This is a genomic window from Dielma fastidiosa, from assembly GCF_003475485.1.
Taxonomy (GTDB): Bacteria; Bacillota_I; Bacilli_A; order Erysipelotrichales; family Erysipelotrichaceae; genus Dielma; species Dielma fastidiosa.
On sequence record NZ_QRQL01000002.1, the window covers coordinates 345,092 to 362,676 of the forward strand.

Genomic DNA, 17,585 nt, shown 5'->3' on the forward strand with positions numbered 1-17,585 from the left:
CCTATTTATACAAATCAGCTTTGCCGATACAGTCAAACAGCTGCATTTTGTGAGTAATTACTTTCTTTGCTTCCTTCATAGCTTCATCAACAGCATCGGCTGTCCAAAACAGATGCTTTTCATTCAATGTTTTTTCCAACTGAGAAAAGAAAGCTTTTCGATAATCACTCGCAATATTCACCTTATTGATGCCGCGAAGACAAGCTTGATGAATTTCTTCATCCTTATTCGAACTGCCGCCATGCAATACTAAAGGTAAATCCGGCGTCAGCTGATGAATCGCATCCAAGACTTCCAGCTTTAATTCAGGTACAAAACCAGTTGGATAAATACCATGGGCAGTGCCAATAGCTATCGCAAGTGAATCAAGTCCTGTTCTTTGCGAGAAATCTTCTACTTCTTCAGGTTTAGTATAGGTAATGTTTTCCACCCCGCCTTCAACGGAGTCAGACATAGCGCCAATTGTTCCAATCTCTGCTTCTACGCTCACATTAACGGCATGTGCTATTTCAACAACCTGCTGAGTAAGCGCAATATTTTCTTCATAACTTAATTCAGAGCCGTCAATCATCACGCTTGTAAAACCATTGCGAATAGCCCTTACACAATCCTCAACAGTTTTTCCATGGTCAAGATGCAGCACTGCTGGAACTTTTGCATTTCTCAGTCGTTCTGTTGCAAGTTGGAAAAACTCATCACCAACAAAATCCACTTCAGGCGGCGCTAATTCAACGATAACTGGTGCGTTATTCGCTTCAGCTGTTTCAATCACTGTTTTCAACAGAACTGAATCACAGACATTGAAAGCACCTACCGCAAAATGGTTTTCTTTGGCAACCTTCAGAAGTTCATTCATATTCATTAACATCATTCATTCCTCCTTTGTTACCTCTATTCTATAATTTAATTGATTGAATCCTGCACCGTTGGAAATTTTCACAATATTTATCGTTAAAATTATCAAAATAATATCGTTTTCGACACTGGAAACTAATTTTTGAACACTTTTAAAACACAAAAAAAGCACCGCCGATATTTTGGAATATCCAATAATATCGATAGTGCTCGAATTAATAGCCTTTTTTTTCAGCGGCAGCTTGACCGTAGTTTTCAAATTTATTAATCACTTTATTGATTTCACTCTCACTTAGGATAACAGCCTGACCGGCACATTGACAGCGCCACATAATTTCCGCGCACAATTCAGCATTCTCACAAACATTATATGCTTGAGCAAGACTATTACCCCATGTGATAATACCGTGATTTGCAAGCAGCAAAGCCAAGCCGGTGTAATCCTTCATACTAGCTTTTACCATTTCAGCTAATTCCAGGCTGCCATAAGTCGCATAAGGCACTACTGGAATCAGATGCGTATGAGCTGAGGCAATCCCATAATGGATGGCCTTAATTGGTTGGTTCATACATGCAAATGTTGTACAATACATCGAGTGAGCATGGACAACGGCAGCTGCGTCGCTTGTATCATATACTGCCAGATGCATATTGTATTCGCTGGAAGGCTTGCAGTTACCATCTACAACTTTGCCGGAGGTATTCATAATGACAATGTCATCAACTTTAATATCCATATAATCAATCCCTGAAGGGGATATTGCCATCAAACCTGATTCACGATCAAAGACGCTAATATTACCCGCAGTTCCTTTGCATAAACCTGACTGAAAGAGTTTTCGGCCATATTCAACAATCTGTTTTCTTTCTTCATTCATCAACATAATTTTCTCCTTAATAAAAAGCTTCTACAGCTGTTTTGGTATATGAATGTAAATCATAAGGGGAAAATATCCCTTTATCAGTTATAATGCCGGAAATCAAGTGAGGAGGTGTAATATCGAAAGATGGATATAAGCCTTTAACGCCTTCCATTGTATGTTTAAGTCCATTCATAGAAAGAACCATTTCAGCATCACGCTCTTCAATCATTATATCCTTTACTGATGATTTATCAATGTCAGGAATACCAGTTACAAAATAAGGTATACCAAAATATTTGCATAAAATTGCTATTTGGAAAGTACCGATTTTATTGGCAATATGACCATCCATAGCAATCGTATCTGCTGCCGATGTAAATAAATCCACATCTTTCTTCTCGAGTACATAGGCTGTCATATTATCGCTGATAACGGTACTATCAAATCCCATTTCATGACAGACGCTGGCCGTCAGACGGGCTCCCTGCAGGTATGGTCTTGTTTCTGCATGGTAGAAGCGGATACTTTTATGCTGTTCATTTGCTATTCGGCACATCATACCAATAATTGTCTCACCAAAGCACTGTGTTAATACAACACCATTTTCCGGTATTTGTTCGACTAAATATCTGGCTGCTTTTTCCATCGTATGGTAACGGCGATTCAATGATTCAATAGTTTGTTCAAAAATACATTGCACCGGATCAAGCCCCAACGATAAAGCTTCTTCTGCCTTTTCCACACATTTCATTGTAATTTGTCCGTAACGGTTAGCCGTAGTCGGGCGTGAATGAGCCAGCTTATCTGCTGCTTCATTCAAAAAAGCAAGCTTATCTTCACGCTTTAAATGCCTAGCCTCATAAGCTGCCAAGGCCATTCCCATACCGACAGCAGTATAGGGCCCTGCACTCTGGGTTACCATATCTCGAATTGCCTCTGAAACCTGCATATAATTCGTGCATTCTACAAATTCTATCTTATACGGATAAACACGGCGATCCAAGATTCTAACTTTACCATTCTCATACCACGCTACATTTTCATACCTTAATAAAAAGGCTAAATTATAATCTTCTCTTTGCATACTTGCTCCTTATAATTGACTCATAATATTTTCAATTAATGCCTTGCCATCTTGAATCTTGAAACGATTCATAATCAAGTTACTGCCAATAATAATCAAAGTTTTTTCTACGTCTACTAATTGATCTGTATTTTTGATTGTATATAACTCCCGCACTTTTGTGTCTCCAATACTTCGACGAATTATTTCCGTTCCAGCATAACCAATACTATCTGCCATAATCTCATTCATTTTATCTCGCTTAAATTTTTCATTATGGTATAAATCAAGCGTAACTAGTTTATCATACCGCGACGACAGTTCGGCTTTCACTAAATCATATACTTGACTGATACATAACACCAGCCACTCTATGAAATTATTTGATTGTTCATTGCATTTTTTTCTGACAACTAAAGGAAAAACTAAATTACCAATAACATTACCGATGTCGTATCCCATCGGCCCATAAAAAGCAAATTCTGGATCGATAACCTTTAAACCAGCCTGATTCACAAAAATTGAACCTGTATGCAGATCCCCATGAATCAATGCCTGCGATACATTCATAAAACGATCTCTAAGTTTGGCCGCCTCACCGATTAATAATTCGTTTTGATATAAATTATGTTCGACAAATTCCTGCATAGCGGAAGGCACTACATTGCGGTGCCGATAATTATTATACGGTTCAGTAAATACCAAATCCTCAGAAATATCGCAAAGTTCAACATTTACATATTTCTGCATCAAATACTTTTTTTCATCCCTTGGCATCACTAAATCAGATGTATTTAGCAGACAGGCTGCCAGGAACTGAGCAATTTGTAATGGGAAATGCTGATAAATTTCACCATTGAACAGCTCATCTCTCAGATTATGATAAGCAGAAATATCCTCCATCACCATCGCACACATAACATCATCATAAGAATAAACCTCAGGAACAAAAGGTTTTGCATATTTACGCTGAAGCTGCAAGACTTCTGCTTCAATTCGATTACGATTCAAGTCCAGCGGCCGGCCGCTGGAACGCAGAAATTTGTCAGCTTGTTTGATGACAACAGATTTTCCGCTTTGCATAGAAGTTACTTTAAAAATATAATTAATATTACCATCACCAATTTCTTCACAAAATAATTCTTCCTCAGGCTTAAATAGTTTATATTTGATTTTCACATATTCGCAAACCTCTTTTACATCCATTAAATGATGCTTATTAAATTTATTCATATTATCTCCTCACATGTGATAAAATTGAAACTCTTTATCTTCATTGTAGGTTTTTATGTTGTTTTGTCAATATTAATTGACTGTTTTATAATTATTTTATATAAACTTGATACATTTATGTTGATTTTAATTCTAATTTACCTTATACTTCAGATAGATGTATCGTAAACAACTAAAATATCCCGAGGTTTAATATGTTAAAAGCAAAGAGGCAAAAGCTGATTACTCAAAGACTTGAAAAAGACGGCATATTAAATGTAGCTGAATTAAGCATATTTTTTCAGTGTTCAGAAGAAACAATTCGCAGAGATTTAAAGGAACTTGAAAAAAGCAGTAATCTAACGCGTACTTATGGCGGAGCTTATTTAAAAAATGCTGATAAGAATGTTCCTTTTTCTACACGCGAAAATCTTTATAAAGCAGAAAAAATTGCTATGGCTAAAAAAGCTGTCAGTTTAATTAACAAGGATTCAACAATCATGCTGGATTCTAGTTCAACTTGCCTGAATATCGCACAGGCTATTTTAAGCGAAGAAGCAAAGCCGACAATTTTGACAAACTCTTTAAGTATTTGTAATCTGTACGCTGGCTCTGCATTTGATAACTTAATACTTTGTACTGGCGGCACATATCATTCAATCAGCAATTCTTTCAGCGGATATCGTGCTGTGGAATTTATAAATCAATATTATACAGATATTGCTTTTATATCCTGTTCTAAAATTAATATGAATTTTGGATTATCTGACGATGATGCGAATGAAGCAGAAATAAGAAAAGCAATGCTCACTCATACAAAACAAAAAGTATTGGTAGTCGATCATACAAAGTTTATAGATGTAGCTGACAATTTGTTTTTTTCGTTGTCTGATATAGATATCATTATTACTGATAAACCTTTGGATAGTGAATGGATAAAATATCTTACAGAGCATCATATACAGATTCTCTGACTATGAAAGGAAACACATGGAAAATTTCAGTTATTATAATCCAGCCAAAATAATTTTTGGTGTTGATGCAATACAAAATCTTGAAGATCAATTAAAGAAGTATCATGTAACATCATTGCTGATGATATACAGTGGTGATTATGTTGAAAAATTAGGAATTAGAAAATATGTGACAGATCTCAGCCAAAAGTTAAATATCACTTTTTATGAAAATGGAAATGTTACACCGAATCCCAAAATTGAATTGGTAAGAGAATTAATCACACTTTCTAAAAGCAAGCAGATCAACTTTATTTTAGCTGTTGGCGGCGGCAGTGTTATTGACACCGCTAAAGCTGTGGCTATTGGACAACCTTATGAAAATGATGTTTGGGATTTCTTTACTAATGTTATTGAGCCAAGCAGCGCCTTGCCCGTTGGTGTTATTTCAACAATTCCTGCCAGTGGTTCTGAATCATCAAATGCGTCCATTATATCAAATGGGCTGTTAAAAAGGGGGATTGAATTTGACTGTCTCATACCTCAATTTGCAATACTTGATCCTTCATATACAATAACCTTGCCTAAATATCAGACATCCTGCGGGTGTGCTGATATTCTATCTCATCTGTTAGAACGTTATTTGTCTAATACTCAGTTTACTGACACAACTGATTATTTGATTGAAGGTGCTATTCAAGCCTTAATGATCAATGCATGCCGCCTAGTAGATAACCCTAGTAACTTAAATGCACGTTCAGAGATTCAATGTCTTGGCTTTATTGCGCATAATAATCTTTTAGATATAGGTCGTATCAGTGACTGGGGTGCTCACCGCATTGAACATGAACTAAGTGCACAATATGGAATAACACACGGTGAAGGTATGAGTGTAACAATGCTGGGTATTTTAAAGTATTACCATAAGCATAATTCGCATAAGCTGATTCAATTGTATAATCGTTTGTTTGCAGATCAGAATGATATTACTGATGATGAAAAATGTATCCATGTAATCAGCCAATTTGAACATTTTTTTCAAAAGCTTGGTTTAAGAACAAACTTAACGCAATTTAATATCAGTAATGAGGCATTTGACATTATGGCTCAGCGAGCAACAGATAATGATACTCATACAGTAGGTCATTACATTCCTCTAAATGCAGCTAAAATTGTTGATGTATTGAATTTATGTCTGTAACCAATTAACATATAAAATACATCTCACTATCAGTATAAAAACAGTTGTTAAGGCTCAATGCTCATTAACAACTGTTTCTCTTTATTCATCCAACATCTTCAGACAATAGCGATTGCCGCCATTATTTTTCGCCTCATACATCGCCTCATCTGCTGACTTAAACAAGCTTTCAAAATCACATTTCTGTGATATCACACTAAGCCCCACACTGGCACTGACCTGACATTCACCGGCAATACTCTGAATACTTTTCATAATATTCTCTGTCTTCTCATTCAGGTAGTCCATTGACAAAATATTCTTCATAAAAATACTGAATTCATCGCCGCCAATTCTACCTAAATAATCATTATCACGCAAATTCTTTTTAATAGCCTCAACAATTTGTATCAATACCTGATCACCATAATAATGCCCCAATGTATCATTAATATTTTTAAATTTATCAATATCAACGATAAACAATGCCATATATTGATCCTGATGCATCATTTCAAGCTCTGCTTTTACATAATTTGTAAAAGCATTTTTATTAAGCACTCGAGTAAACTCTTCTAACTCCATATTTTTTCTTAATTCTTCATTGGTTTTTAGAATAATTTTCTGCTCATAGACAATCTTTTCCATATTGATATTAGTTATTAATGTAGACTTCATTTCACGCTTCCAAGCCTCATCTTCCTTTTTCTTAGAAAGATAATAATTAAAGAGCACATCCTTTAACTGTTCCTTGCGGAATTTTATACTGTACTCAACGTAATACTCCATAAGTCTTGATGTCCGTTTATACTCAGGATACTGCTTCATATAAATATTCAGCTGTTCCAGCAAGACATTACTTAATTCTTCAAAACCTGCCTCCACACACAATTTAAATATTTGTACCATATCCTTATAAGTGTGCAGCTGATCCAGGTCCTTACTGCATAGGTTCAAAAACTGATATATTCTTTCAATCATCAACTGATAATCTGCAGCATAATACGCCTCATAAACTTGATATAATAGATAATCATCTTCTACGGTAAATTCAGTATATTTCTCTCTATACACTTCCAAATAAGACATCCATTGTCTATAATCATCCATTTTGTGTAAATGAAGACTGCATCCAACTAGATTAATAATATTAAAACCATCATTAATCTTCAATAAGCTGCTGTCAGTAATGCCTCTTTCCTTGAAACTTTCAAGGAAATATTCGTAAGCAATATCATAATACTGTAAATCATAAAAAAGCACGCCCAAATTATTAGTGAGTATATAAACCGAACGATTTACATTATTCATTTTCGCAATATAATATGCCTTTAATGTATATTGTACAGAATTAACCTCATCACCCAAGGTTCCATAAATCATTCCAACCAAGTTATTTAATTGTATAAGATAAAAATTAGCAGAAATAATTTCTCCATAAGTAATCCCATCAAGAGCAAAATCCAGCGCCTCCTGATAATTACCTTTATTTAAATTATAATTAGCTATATAGTAACAAGCAACCGCCATGTAATAATCATCACGCTCATTTTCAGCTAAATCCTTCAGCTTTTTAGCCAGTACGAAAATAGCATCCATATTCTTAGATAGCCGTTCTATATCTATTTGTTGTTCTATATTGCGCATTTCTTCTAACATAGTATAATCATAGCATAATTTGTATGAATTTTGTATTTTAAACGTTAAACCAAGTATAAATATTCTTTTAAAATTCATTAAAAAATATTTTAAAAACGCTTAGTCATATGTATCATCACAATAACATAATACAATTTTCATAAAACTGTGATGAATAACGATCACCTCATCTTATAATGTCTTGTAACCAGTATACCGCTCATCACTATTGCTGATATATTTGCATTCTTTAAAGACGAATTAAAACTGTACTGACGAAACATAAATTTCTGAACAGTTTCGTCTGTATCCGATTAATTACGCCTCTTTATTATTTCAAGTCTTTAATTTTATTCTCACCATCCTTATTATCAGACTCACTAATACACAGTTCTATACTTAATCCTAATAATCTACAAGCAATATAAAAAGCCCGCTAAATTGTAAAATTCACGATTATAACGAGCTTTTAATAATTTATAAAATCTTTATTTATTTTTCATGTGCGGGAACAGCAATACCTCACGAATCGTACTCTGATTCGTCAGCAGCATAACTGTACGGTCAATACCGATACCAACACCACCCGTTGGCGGCATACCATATTCCAACGCCTCTACATAATCTGTATCCATCTCACTAGCTTCATCGTTACCCAGATTCTTTTCACGAACCTGCTTTTCAAAACGTTCACGCTGATCAATCGGATCATTTAATTCAGAGAACGCATTTGCGTATTCCTTACCACAGATAAATAATTCATAACGATCTGTGAAACGAGGATCTTTCTCGCTCTTTTTAGCAAGCGGTGAAATTTCCACTGGATGTCCATATACATAAGTCGGCTGAATCATCTTCTCTTCACAATATGTTTCAAAGAATAAATTAATAATATGACCCACACCTGTGTGATGTGCTTCAACCTCAATATGATGCTCCTTAGCCAAAGCCTTAGCTTCATCCAATGTCATTTCCTGCCAGAAATCAACACCGCATGCTTCCTTAATCGCATCAACCATATGTACGCGTCTGAATGGTGCCTTCAATGATAACGCTGTGCCTTGATACTCAATTTCCGTCGTACCGCAGATTTTCACAGCCAAATCATTAAACAGACCCTCTACAAGATCCATCATGCCATTCAAATCCGAATAAGCCACATAAGCCTCAACCGTCGTAAATTCAGGATTATGCGTCGCATCCATACCTTCATTTCTAAACAGACGGCCAATTTCATAAACACCTTCTAAGCCACCGACAATCAAACGCTTTAATGGCAGCTCAGTCGCAATACGCAGATAGAAATCCATATCCAGTGTATTATGGTGAGTTACAAACGGACGTGCCGCGGCACCGCCCAAAATAGGCTGCAGCACTGGCGTTTCAACTTCCACAAGACCCTGACCATCTAAATAATTTTGAATCGCCCGGATAATCTTTGGCCGTGTCAGCGCGATTTTCTTAGAACTTTCATTAACGATCAAATCAACATAACGTCTTCTGAAACGCTCCTCGACATCCTGCAGACCATGGAATTTCTCAGGCAGCGGGCGCAATGCCTTAACCAAATGCGTATACACCTCGGCCTTAATAGTCAATTCACCATGATTCGTTTTCATCAAAGTGCCTTCGATACCTACGATATCACCTAAATCACCCTTTTTAAAGATTTCAAATGCCTCTTCACCGATAGCATCCTTACGCACGTAGATTTGAATCTGTCCGTCGATATCCTGAATATGCATAAAACCAACTTTACCTTGATTTCTGCGCGTCATGATACGACCGGCAATCTTCACCTTCAGATCAAGCTCTTCCAGCTCTTCTTTCGTGCAATTCTCATACTTACCTTTCAGCTCCCCTGATTTATAAGTACGATCATAACGTTCACCAAACGGCTTAACTCCGCGTTCTTCAAGCCACTTCAATTTTTCTCTTCTGACTGCTTCTTGTTCAGTCAGCGAGAGTGTTGTTTCATTGTTTTGTTCCATATGTTTTTCCTACCTATCTAACCATTTCCACTCATCATTTATGAGCGACTGTTTATAATTCTCTAATATTATAACAAATTCTTCGTAAGTAGTCATTTGTGAAATGCAATCTTTTACACGATGACTGTATTTTAAGCCCTTCATATACCAAGAAGCATGGCCGCGCATCTCTTTCATGCCCACATTTTCACCTTTTAACACAATTAATGACTGCGCATGCTGTCTTGCTAATTCAAACTTTTCATCAATATCAGAATCACCTAGCAGTTCTCCTGTCTGAAGATAATGAGCCGTCTGCCGGATCAACCATGGATCACCAAGTATACCTCTGCCGATCATTACCGCATCCACACCTGTCTCATCCAACATCTGTTTCGCAAGCTGCGGTGAAGTCACATCACCATTTCCCATCACGGGTATTGATACCGCATCCTTAACCGCTTTAATGATACGCCAATCCGCTTTACCTTCATACATCTGTTTTCGAGTCCGCCCATGAACCGCTAAAGCACTGGCACCGGCATCCTGCATCATCAGCGCGAATTCAACAGCATTCACCGAATCCTTATCCCAGCCCGCGCGCATTTTTACCGTAACAGGTTTTTGCACATGCTTAACGATCTCGCGCACAATTTCAGCGGCATGTTCAGGATCTTTCATCAATGCGCTGCCCGCATCACTTTTCACAATTTTATTAACCGGACAGCCCATATTAATATCTAAAATATCACAATCCGTCTGCGTATCAATAAATACCGCAGCCTGCACCATACTTTCAATATCATGGCCAAACAGCTGCATCGTTAAAGGATGCTCATCCTCATTCACCTGTGTCATACCAATTGTCTTCGTATTTGAATAGCAAATTGCTTTATCAGATACCATTTCAGTATAAATCAAACCAGCGCCAAACTTCTTGCAGATACTGCGGAATGCCGGATTACTGATGCCTGCCATAGGTGCAATAACAATTTGATTATCAATGGATATGTTTCTGATCTTCCACATGTTTTGTTCCTACTGATTCATAAAAATTTTCTAAATCTATCAGTTCTTCCTCACTGAATGTATAATGCTCATTGCACCAGTGACAAGTGATTTCACAGCCATGGTCTTCTTCGATGAGTTTACGTCGTTCTTCCTTACTTAACGTCAGCAAGGCCCGCTTCATTGTTGTTTTTGAACAGCTGCATGTGAAACGGATCGGCTGCTTCTCAAGAATTTCAATATCATCAAAATATTGATGAAGGATATCCTCAGGACTATTTCCTTCATGGATCAAGGCAGACATTGGTTTCAGCTGTTTGACTATTGCTTCTACCTTCTCAATATCCTCTTCAATCGCATCCGGCAGCATCTGAATCAACAAACCGCCAGCCGCGATCACGGAATTATCCGTATCTACCAATACACCGAGACTGACTGCTGAAGGTGTCTGTTCGCTGACGGTGAAATAGTATGCGAAATCATCACCAATTTCCCCAGTCTGCAGATTCACGGTGCCAGCAAAATCATCTTTCATTCCTAAATCACGAATCACCTTCAGCGTTCCTTCTTTACCAACCGCAATACCTACCGCCAGCTTACCCGTGTCATTATAGGTCATATGCACATGCGGATCAGAGACGAAGCCGCGCACATTGCCATCTGGAAAACAATCTACCAAAATAGTTCCGATTGGGCCGCCGCCATTGATCTGAATTGTCAGCTTTTCATCTTGATTTTTCTGCATACTGCCCATGATTGAACCAATTGTCAGCACACGGCCTAAAGCCGCTGCCGCTGTCGGCCAGCAGTCATGACGCTTTCTCGCTTCCTCACACAGATTAGTCGAAGCGGCAATGATTACACGCACACGGCCCTCACAAGCCAGTGCTTTTATTAAAGTATCTTCCATATATTCACTTCCTTTTCCTTTATCTCAATTACAGACAAAAGGTGCCTGCGCACCTTTATGATTTATTCTTCTGTGTCTTTAGGAGCAACAGGATCCTTATCTACACCCTCTTCAACCTTAACCGGTCCTTCCGGCTCATCAGTCGGTGTAGTAATCATCGTCTCTTCATCGATTTCGATGTTTTCAACATTTGGTACATGATCCAGACTGTCAACAACCTCACTCTGTTCACTTACCTCAGTAGATGGTTTCTCATCAAGATTTTCTTTCACAGGAGCACTAACCTTTCCGTAGTTAACCAGATTCATGATTTGCTCATTCGTCAGTGTTTCCTCTTCAAGCAGTGTATTAGCAATCAAATCAAGCAGAGCGCGGTTTTCCTGAATAATCAGCTTAGCGCGTTCATAGCACTCATTGATGATATTGCGCACTTCCTTATCGATTTCATAAGCGATTTCACCTGAATAGTTACTGCCGCTTGTGTAATCACGGCCAAGGAATACATTGCCGCTGCCATCATCATACTGAATCGGCCCCAGCTTGCTCATACCATAAGAACGAACCATCATCTTAGCAATCTTCGTTGCTTCCTGAATATCATTGCTGGCACCGGCGCTGATTTCATTAAATACTAACTCTTCAGCAACACGGCCGCCTAAATAACCAGTGATTTTGGCCAAGAAGTCTGTCTTTGTCGGCATCATCTTCTCTTCTTTTGGTGTCATCAAGTTATAGCCGCCGGCATTGCCGCGAGGAATAATCGTAACTTTTTGAACAATATTTGCATTCTCCAGTTTTAACCCGATAATAGCATGCCCAGTTTCATGATAGGCAACCAATTTCTTTTCACTTGGTGTATAAGTTTTTGATTTCTTTGCTGGTCCCATCATTACACGGTCGATGGCTTCATCAAGATCATCCATTGTAATCATCTTGCGATCATCTCTAACCGCCAGGATAGCACCCTCATTTAATACATTCTCAAGATCTGCGCCTGAGAAGCCAGGGCAGCGCTTCGCAAGATTTTCAAGACTGACATCCGGTGCCAGTTTTTTATTTCTCGCATGAACTTCAAGAATCTCTGTACGGCCTTTTTTATCAGGCAGGCTGACTGTAATCTGTCGGTCAAAACGGCCAGAACGCAGCAGTGCCGGGTCAAGAACATCCGGACGGTTGGTAGCGGCGATAATTACAATACCCTTATTTTCACCAATACCATCCATTTCAACAAGCAGCTGATTCAGTGTCTGTTCACGTTCATCATTGCCGCCGCCCATACCGGCTCCGCGCTGACGGCCTACCGCGTCAATTTCATCGATAAACACGATACAAGGCGCTGTCTGCTGGGCCTTTTTAAACATATCACGGACACGGCTCGCACCAGTACCGACAAACATCTCAACGAAATCAGAACCTGAAATCGAGAAGAACGGCACATCAGCTTCACCGGCAACCGCCTTTGCCAATAATGTTTTACCAGTTCCCGGAGGACCTACCATCAGTACACCCTTTGGAATACGGGCGCCCATATCAGCAAATTTCTTAGGACTCTTCAAATAATCAATAATTTCTTTAACTTCTTCTTTTTCTTCATCACAGCCGGCAACGTCCTTAAAACGAACCTTGATGTTCCCTTCAATTTTAGCTTTCGACTTCGTGAACTCAAACGCCTGCTTATTGCCGCCGGCATTCATTTTAGAAAATAAAAATACAGTGGCGCCGATCAGAATTACCAACGGCACAATATTCAGCAGCGCATCTAACCAATAATTACTTTCGTTAGGGTCAGTAATCGTAATTTTGTTTGCCTGCTGGCCATCAGCGCCGGTACCCTCATCAAGCACCTGCTTTGCCCATGCTAAATTCTCATCAGTATTAGGAATACTTGCTGAGAACGCAACCTTTTGTTCGCCATCATAATAATAACCGCTGATATCCAATTTAGCTCGGCCAATTGAGATATTCGTATCACCGAAATTCATTTTCTCAGCGCGGGCTACAAACTCATTATAAGCAAAACGCGTCGTATTGCTTGTTGAGGAATAGCTCAGCAAACTAGAGAAAACCAGCAATATTAATAAATACGGTATTATATTAATAAAACGCTTTTTCTTCATTGTTAACCTCCTTTACTACTTTCTTTTTTATTGATAAACTTCATCCTTTAATACACCAACATATGGTAAAGTACGATATTTCTGATCATAATCCAAACCAAAACCAACAACAAACTCATTCGGTACCACAAAGCCGACATAATCAGCTTCAATTTCAACCGTACGGCGGTCAGGTTTATCAAGCAGGGATACTACCTTAACATCACTGGCACCCTTATTTTTCAACAGGCGTGTCACTTCTTTTAAAGTTCTTCCTGTATCAATAATATCTTCAACAAGTAAAACCGGGATGCCTTTCACTGAACTGCTTAAATCCATGTTCACTTTCACATCACCGATTGACTCGGTTCCTTCGTAGCTAGATACATCCATAAAATCGATGCAGACATCTAAATCGATGTGTTTGATCAGTTCTGCCAGAAAAGGCACAGAACCTTTTAATAAACCTACTACCAGCGGTAATTCCTTAGCACAAGTATAGTCCTCAGAAATCTGTTTGCCAAGCTCTTTGCTTCTGGCAATGATTTGGTCTTCACTCACTAGTATTTTCTTCATATCCTGATGCATACCAAAAACTCCTCCTAAAAGTATATGTTCTATTTTATCACAAATACATTCGGTTTGTTAGTAAAATGTGCAACTTCACAGCCGATTTCAGGCACTAAAATCACTTTTCCCACACGATTCACAACAACCGGCCAGCATTTACGTTCTTTATGTGATTTTTTGCGGTCAATAAACCATCGGTTCAGCTTTTTAGTACCTAGCCGCAGCACAATTTCATCGCCCGGCATCGGGGAGCGTATCGTCAGCGGCCAATCATTTTCAGCAACATTTACCGCCTGCAAAGAAGTTCCCTGCGCAGATACTTTAAACCATGGCGTATCTAAAGGTTCAAATTTTTCAAGGGTGTAGCTGTATGTGAGCTGCTCATCGACTACATTCAAAAAGCCATAGTCACAATATAACCGCTTGTTGTCCGGCAGATCAGCACACCAGTTGCCATTTCTGCTCATCCGCTGAAACAAACTTTCTATAAATGCCTGACTATGATTTTTTCCGCCATTATTCAGCAGCAGCCATTGCCGCAAAACATTATCACCATCAGCCCTCGCCAGCAGATCATCGACTGCCAGATACTCGCCCGTCTGCTGCGCTGCCTGTTTTGCCGTTTGATCCAGCTGCCGCTTTTCTTCATTCATCATCTGGATTTGCTTAGCCAGCGACTGCTTTTCCTCAAGGCTCATTTTTTCCACAATCTGATGACGGATGCGATTGCGCGTATAATCATCAGTGAAATTACTCTCATCATCACCATAGGATATGTGATGCATAACACAATAATCACGGCATGCCTGTTTGCTCATTGAAAGCAGCGGTCTGACAATCCGTAAGCCATCAATTACTGTTTCATAAGCCAAACCATAACACATCGGAATCTGCCGGCGTTCCTTTTGAATCAGATAAGTTTCAATCACATCATCCAGCTGATGGGCCACCAATACACCCGCACATTCGTATTTCATTGCTAATTCTTTAAAGAATGCATAACGAAAATCACGGGCATATGCCTGAAAATTACCCTTCCCTTCATAATGTGAAAGTTTAACATAACAGGGAATACCATGCTGTTCACAATAATCCTCAACAAGCTTCATATCACGCCAGGCGCTGTCTCGTTTCTGATAATTAACATGCGCGGCAATCAGATCCATCTCAGCCTTAACACATTGATCCAATAGAGTCATAGAATCACTGCCGCCGCTTACTGCCACAACCCATTTACCCTTCAGCATAACATCACCGCAAATATTATAGCATGTAAAATCAGCGCTGCCAGCAAAAGAAACCTTTCCGTCAATTAATTTAACATTTAATCAAAATAAAATCAGAAGCTTATCGCCCCTGATCATACATTATTTAATTTGTGCCAACAAAATGGTGGAATCATCATTTCTTTCCTTTTCCCTCAGTATTTCCATCATTGCGTCTACTTCCTCTTTAGCGCTGCCCAATCGTCTTTGGTGAATCCAACGATATATTTCATCAACATAAATGCCGTCACTGCTCATTAAGAACCAGTCACCCTTTTCTACTTCCACATGGATTGAGTCTACCTCAATCGATGCCACGATACCTACCGGCAACGATGAACCATTGATTTCATATACCTCATCCGCTCGAATCAAATAAGTAGGGCATGCCGCTGATTTAGAAACCGTCACTGTCTTTTTAAACCGATCAAAATTCAATACATCAAAGGTGGCGTAATTATCCGATAAAATTAATTTATTGATACAGCGTATAGCCTCAACCTGCGGGATATTACTGGCAATCATCCGCTGAAAGATAGCAGTAATGCTCCTTGAGATTCTTGAAGCCGCTTCGCCGCTGCCCATGCCGTCTGATATCATACAGAGAACAAAACGAGAATAGCGAAAAATCGAAAAGCTGTCGCCGCATGCCTGGCTGTCATGACGGATACTGTCGGCATAGGCATCAATCATAATTGGTGCTGATGAGATAAATGAATAATGAAAAAGCCCTGAATAATTGCGGTTATTCTTCTTTTCTACCAATTCCATGCGGGTTGGCAGCACATGATTTAATAAAGGCATCAGGGTAGCTTCAACCTCACTTCTCGGCAGCTCCTTTAATTCCAATTCTAAATAGATACAGCCCTCTTCATTTTCTTCAAGCAGGCATGATACAACATCAATCTTATAACCGTCAAGAAAATCCAACAGCTGATCCTTCCGCTTTTCCACATCAATCTGGTGTCTTGTGCAATTGTTAGCGGTATAACTTAAAGCCTTAGCCATCGTCTCCAGCATCTCTGATTCAACTTCTGACAGACTCGCATAATAATCCGCCAGATTCTCAAATATCACAGAGAAATTATTCAGCTGCCGATTCATTACCGCAATCCGGTTCATATCACTCAATGCCACACGTTCCATCATGCCCTTAAACGGCAATTCAGAAGTACGCAGCAAATCAAACAGCAGCAACAGCACCAAGCCTTGCACAATAGCGATAAAATCAAAGCCTTGAGCCGCAATACCTACGAGCATCAACCCATTCATTGCCAATGGCTGATCCTGATGCAGACTTACCAATAATAAAAAGCCAAAGGCAACTGGCGTTATTAAACCCGGCATTAACATTTCTAAGTATAAATAAAACAAGATTGACACTGCTGGCTTAACACTCATCAGCATAAACACAAAAATTAATAATGCGAAATATTCCTGATTCAGTATTTGCATCAACAGAAGTCCAGCGATAAAAATCAAACTGCCATAGACTGCGTCAGGCAGCTGCAGTTCCTTTCTGATCCAGCCGCAATCCCTATATGTATCTAAAGCCAGAATAAATTGTCCCAGCATCAGCACGATGATTTTTGATACAGGCTCACTCATCGCATAAGCCACACCGCCGCTCATCAGCATCAAAAACCATGGCAGTGTTTTATAACTTGGCCGTTTTAAAAGCTGCATCACTAACATCCATGCACAGACACAGCCGCTTAATAAAACAATCTCAATTAACTGATCCGGATAGAAAAGCATGGTGCCGCCGATACATGCAATACTTAAAAGAATCATTTCCTTGCGCTTGCGCACATAAAAGAAGCTGAACAACAAAAGCAGCAGCCACCAGCTTGTTTCAATTGGCAGCGCTGAAAGCAGCAGTCCGCTGATAAAAGCACAGCCGTCCCCAGCTGTCAGCAGACGCTCCCTTGTCTTCTTCTGCATCAGTACTTTTTCACTCATATAGACACCTCACTTGCCCTTATTCTAACGGTTGCAGAAC

At 39.0% G+C, this 17,585-nt stretch carries 14 protein-coding genes; 2 read left to right on the forward strand and 12 right to left on the reverse strand.

All coding sequences use genetic code 11. The features are described 5' to 3' along the window. Position 1: 1 nt before the first annotated feature. The 4 genes from DWZ33_RS06435 to mtnK all read right to left on the reverse strand — a co-directional run bounded on the left by DWZ33_RS06435 (position 2) and on the right by mtnK (position 4,014). Positions 2-871: a ketose-bisphosphate aldolase gene (locus tag DWZ33_RS06435; protein ID WP_244925858.1), complete on the reverse strand. Its 870-nt coding sequence runs from the start codon at positions 869-871 to the stop codon at positions 2-4. A 199-nt stretch (positions 872-1,070) separates the two neighbouring features. After that, positions 1,071-1,739 carry a class II aldolase/adducin family protein gene (locus DWZ33_RS06440; protein ID WP_118454230.1) on the reverse strand — a complete coding sequence of 223 codons (669 nt, stop codon included), beginning with the start codon at positions 1,737-1,739 and terminating at the stop codon, positions 1,071-1,073. Between the two features lie 10 nt (positions 1,740-1,749). Continuing rightward, positions 1,750-2,802: an S-methyl-5-thioribose-1-phosphate isomerase gene (locus tag DWZ33_RS06445; RefSeq protein ID WP_118454231.1), complete on the reverse strand. Its 1,053-nt coding sequence runs from the start codon at positions 2,800-2,802 to the stop codon at positions 1,750-1,752. Positions 2,803-2,811: 9 nt separating this feature from the next. Next, entirely contained in the window at positions 2,812-4,014 is a 1,203-nt protein-coding gene (gene mtnK, locus DWZ33_RS06450; protein ID WP_118454232.1) for an S-methyl-5-thioribose kinase, read from the reverse strand. A 194-nt stretch (positions 4,015-4,208) separates the two neighbouring features. Between mtnK and DWZ33_RS06455 the strand changes: the two genes are divergently transcribed. Together DWZ33_RS06455 and DWZ33_RS06460 are read left to right on the forward strand one after the other, a co-directional pair. Continuing rightward, positions 4,209-4,967, forward strand: coding sequence for a DeoR/GlpR family DNA-binding transcription regulator (locus DWZ33_RS06455; RefSeq protein WP_118454233.1), 759 nt, complete (start codon positions 4,209-4,211; stop codon positions 4,965-4,967). 16 nt (positions 4,968-4,983) lie between these two features. Continuing rightward, on the forward strand, positions 4,984-6,147 hold the full coding sequence (locus DWZ33_RS06460) for an iron-containing alcohol dehydrogenase (RefSeq protein WP_118454234.1): 1,164 nt from the start codon (positions 4,984-4,986) through the stop codon (positions 6,145-6,147). 81 nt (positions 6,148-6,228) lie between these two features. Here the strand turns inward: DWZ33_RS06460 and DWZ33_RS06465 are convergent, their stop codons facing one another. The 8 genes from DWZ33_RS06465 to DWZ33_RS06500 all read right to left on the reverse strand — a co-directional run bounded on the left by DWZ33_RS06465 (position 6,229) and on the right by DWZ33_RS06500 (position 17,545). Next, positions 6,229-7,785 (reverse strand): GGDEF domain-containing protein, encoded by a 1,557-nt coding sequence (locus DWZ33_RS06465; RefSeq protein WP_182425556.1) that lies wholly within the window; start codon positions 7,783-7,785, stop codon positions 6,229-6,231. A gap of 467 nt (positions 7,786-8,252) precedes the next feature. Next, a complete protein-coding gene (gene lysS, locus DWZ33_RS06470; RefSeq protein WP_022937259.1) occupies positions 8,253-9,755 on the reverse strand; it encodes a lysine--tRNA ligase in 1,503 nt (500 codons plus the stop codon). 9 nt (positions 9,756-9,764) lie between these two features. Next, entirely contained in the window at positions 9,765-10,763 is a 999-nt protein-coding gene (dusB, locus tag DWZ33_RS06475; protein WP_118454236.1) for a tRNA dihydrouridine synthase DusB, read from the reverse strand. Further along, positions 10,735-11,652 carry an Hsp33 family molecular chaperone HslO gene (gene hslO / locus DWZ33_RS06480; RefSeq protein ID WP_118454237.1) on the reverse strand — a complete coding sequence of 306 codons (918 nt, stop codon included), beginning with the start codon at positions 11,650-11,652 and terminating at the stop codon, positions 10,735-10,737. The genes dusB and hslO overlap by 29 nt, the downstream gene beginning before the upstream one ends. Positions 11,653-11,714: 62 nt before the next feature. Continuing rightward, the gene (ftsH, locus tag DWZ33_RS06485; protein WP_022937262.1) at positions 11,715-13,769 is read right to left on the reverse strand and encodes an ATP-dependent zinc metalloprotease FtsH; all 2,055 of its coding nucleotides are present in this window, start codon (positions 13,767-13,769) and stop codon (positions 11,715-11,717) included. A 27-nt stretch (positions 13,770-13,796) separates the two neighbouring features. After that, a complete protein-coding gene (gene hpt / locus DWZ33_RS06490; RefSeq protein WP_022937263.1) occupies positions 13,797-14,336 on the reverse strand; it encodes a hypoxanthine phosphoribosyltransferase in 540 nt (179 codons plus the stop codon). Between the two features lie 29 nt (positions 14,337-14,365). After that, positions 14,366-15,565: a tRNA lysidine(34) synthetase TilS gene (gene tilS, locus DWZ33_RS06495; protein ID WP_118454238.1), complete on the reverse strand. Its 1,200-nt coding sequence runs from the start codon at positions 15,563-15,565 to the stop codon at positions 14,366-14,368. 120 nt (positions 15,566-15,685) lie between these two features. Next, positions 15,686-17,545 (reverse strand): SpoIIE family protein phosphatase, encoded by a 1,860-nt coding sequence (locus DWZ33_RS06500; RefSeq protein WP_118454239.1) that lies wholly within the window; start codon positions 17,543-17,545, stop codon positions 15,686-15,688. Positions 17,546-17,585 lie beyond the last annotated feature (40 nt).

Coding starts and splice junctions, on each gene's coding strand:
- ftsH (WP_022937262.1), bottom strand. CDS start 13,769: ATGAAGAAAAAGCGTTTTATTAATATAATACCGTATTTATTAATATTG.
- DWZ33_RS06460 (WP_118454234.1), top strand. CDS start 4,984: ATGGAAAATTTCAGTTATTATAATCCAGCCAAAATAATTTTTGGTGTT.
- DWZ33_RS06440 (WP_118454230.1), bottom strand. CDS start 1,739: ATGTTGATGAATGAAGAAAGAAAACAGATTGTTGAATATGGCCGAAAA.
- DWZ33_RS06455 (WP_118454233.1), top strand. CDS start 4,209: ATGTTAAAAGCAAAGAGGCAAAAGCTGATTACTCAAAGACTTGAAAAA.
- tilS (WP_118454238.1), bottom strand. CDS start 15,565: ATGCTGAAGGGTAAATGGGTTGTGGCAGTAAGCGGCGGCAGTGATTCT.
- DWZ33_RS06445 (WP_118454231.1), bottom strand. CDS start 2,802: ATGCAAAGAGAAGATTATAATTTAGCCTTTTTATTAAGGTATGAAAAT.
- hslO (WP_118454237.1), bottom strand. CDS start 11,652: ATGGAAGATACTTTAATAAAAGCACTGGCTTGTGAGGGCCGTGTGCGT.
- mtnK (WP_118454232.1), bottom strand. CDS start 4,014: ATGAATAAATTTAATAAGCATCATTTAATGGATGTAAAAGAGGTTTGC.
- DWZ33_RS06500 (WP_118454239.1), bottom strand. CDS start 17,545: ATGAGTGAAAAAGTACTGATGCAGAAGAAGACAAGGGAGCGTCTGCTG.
- DWZ33_RS06435 (WP_244925858.1), bottom strand. CDS start 871: ATGATGTTAATGAATATGAATGAACTTCTGAAGGTTGCCAAAGAAAAC.
- lysS (WP_022937259.1), bottom strand. CDS start 9,755: ATGGAACAAAACAATGAAACAACACTCTCGCTGACTGAACAAGAAGCA.
- hpt (WP_022937263.1), bottom strand. CDS start 14,336: ATGCATCAGGATATGAAGAAAATACTAGTGAGTGAAGACCAAATCATT.
- DWZ33_RS06465 (WP_182425556.1), bottom strand. CDS start 7,785: ATGTTAGAAGAAATGCGCAATATAGAACAACAAATAGATATAGAACGG.
- dusB (WP_118454236.1), bottom strand. CDS start 10,763: ATGTGGAAGATCAGAAACATATCCATTGATAATCAAATTGTTATTGCA.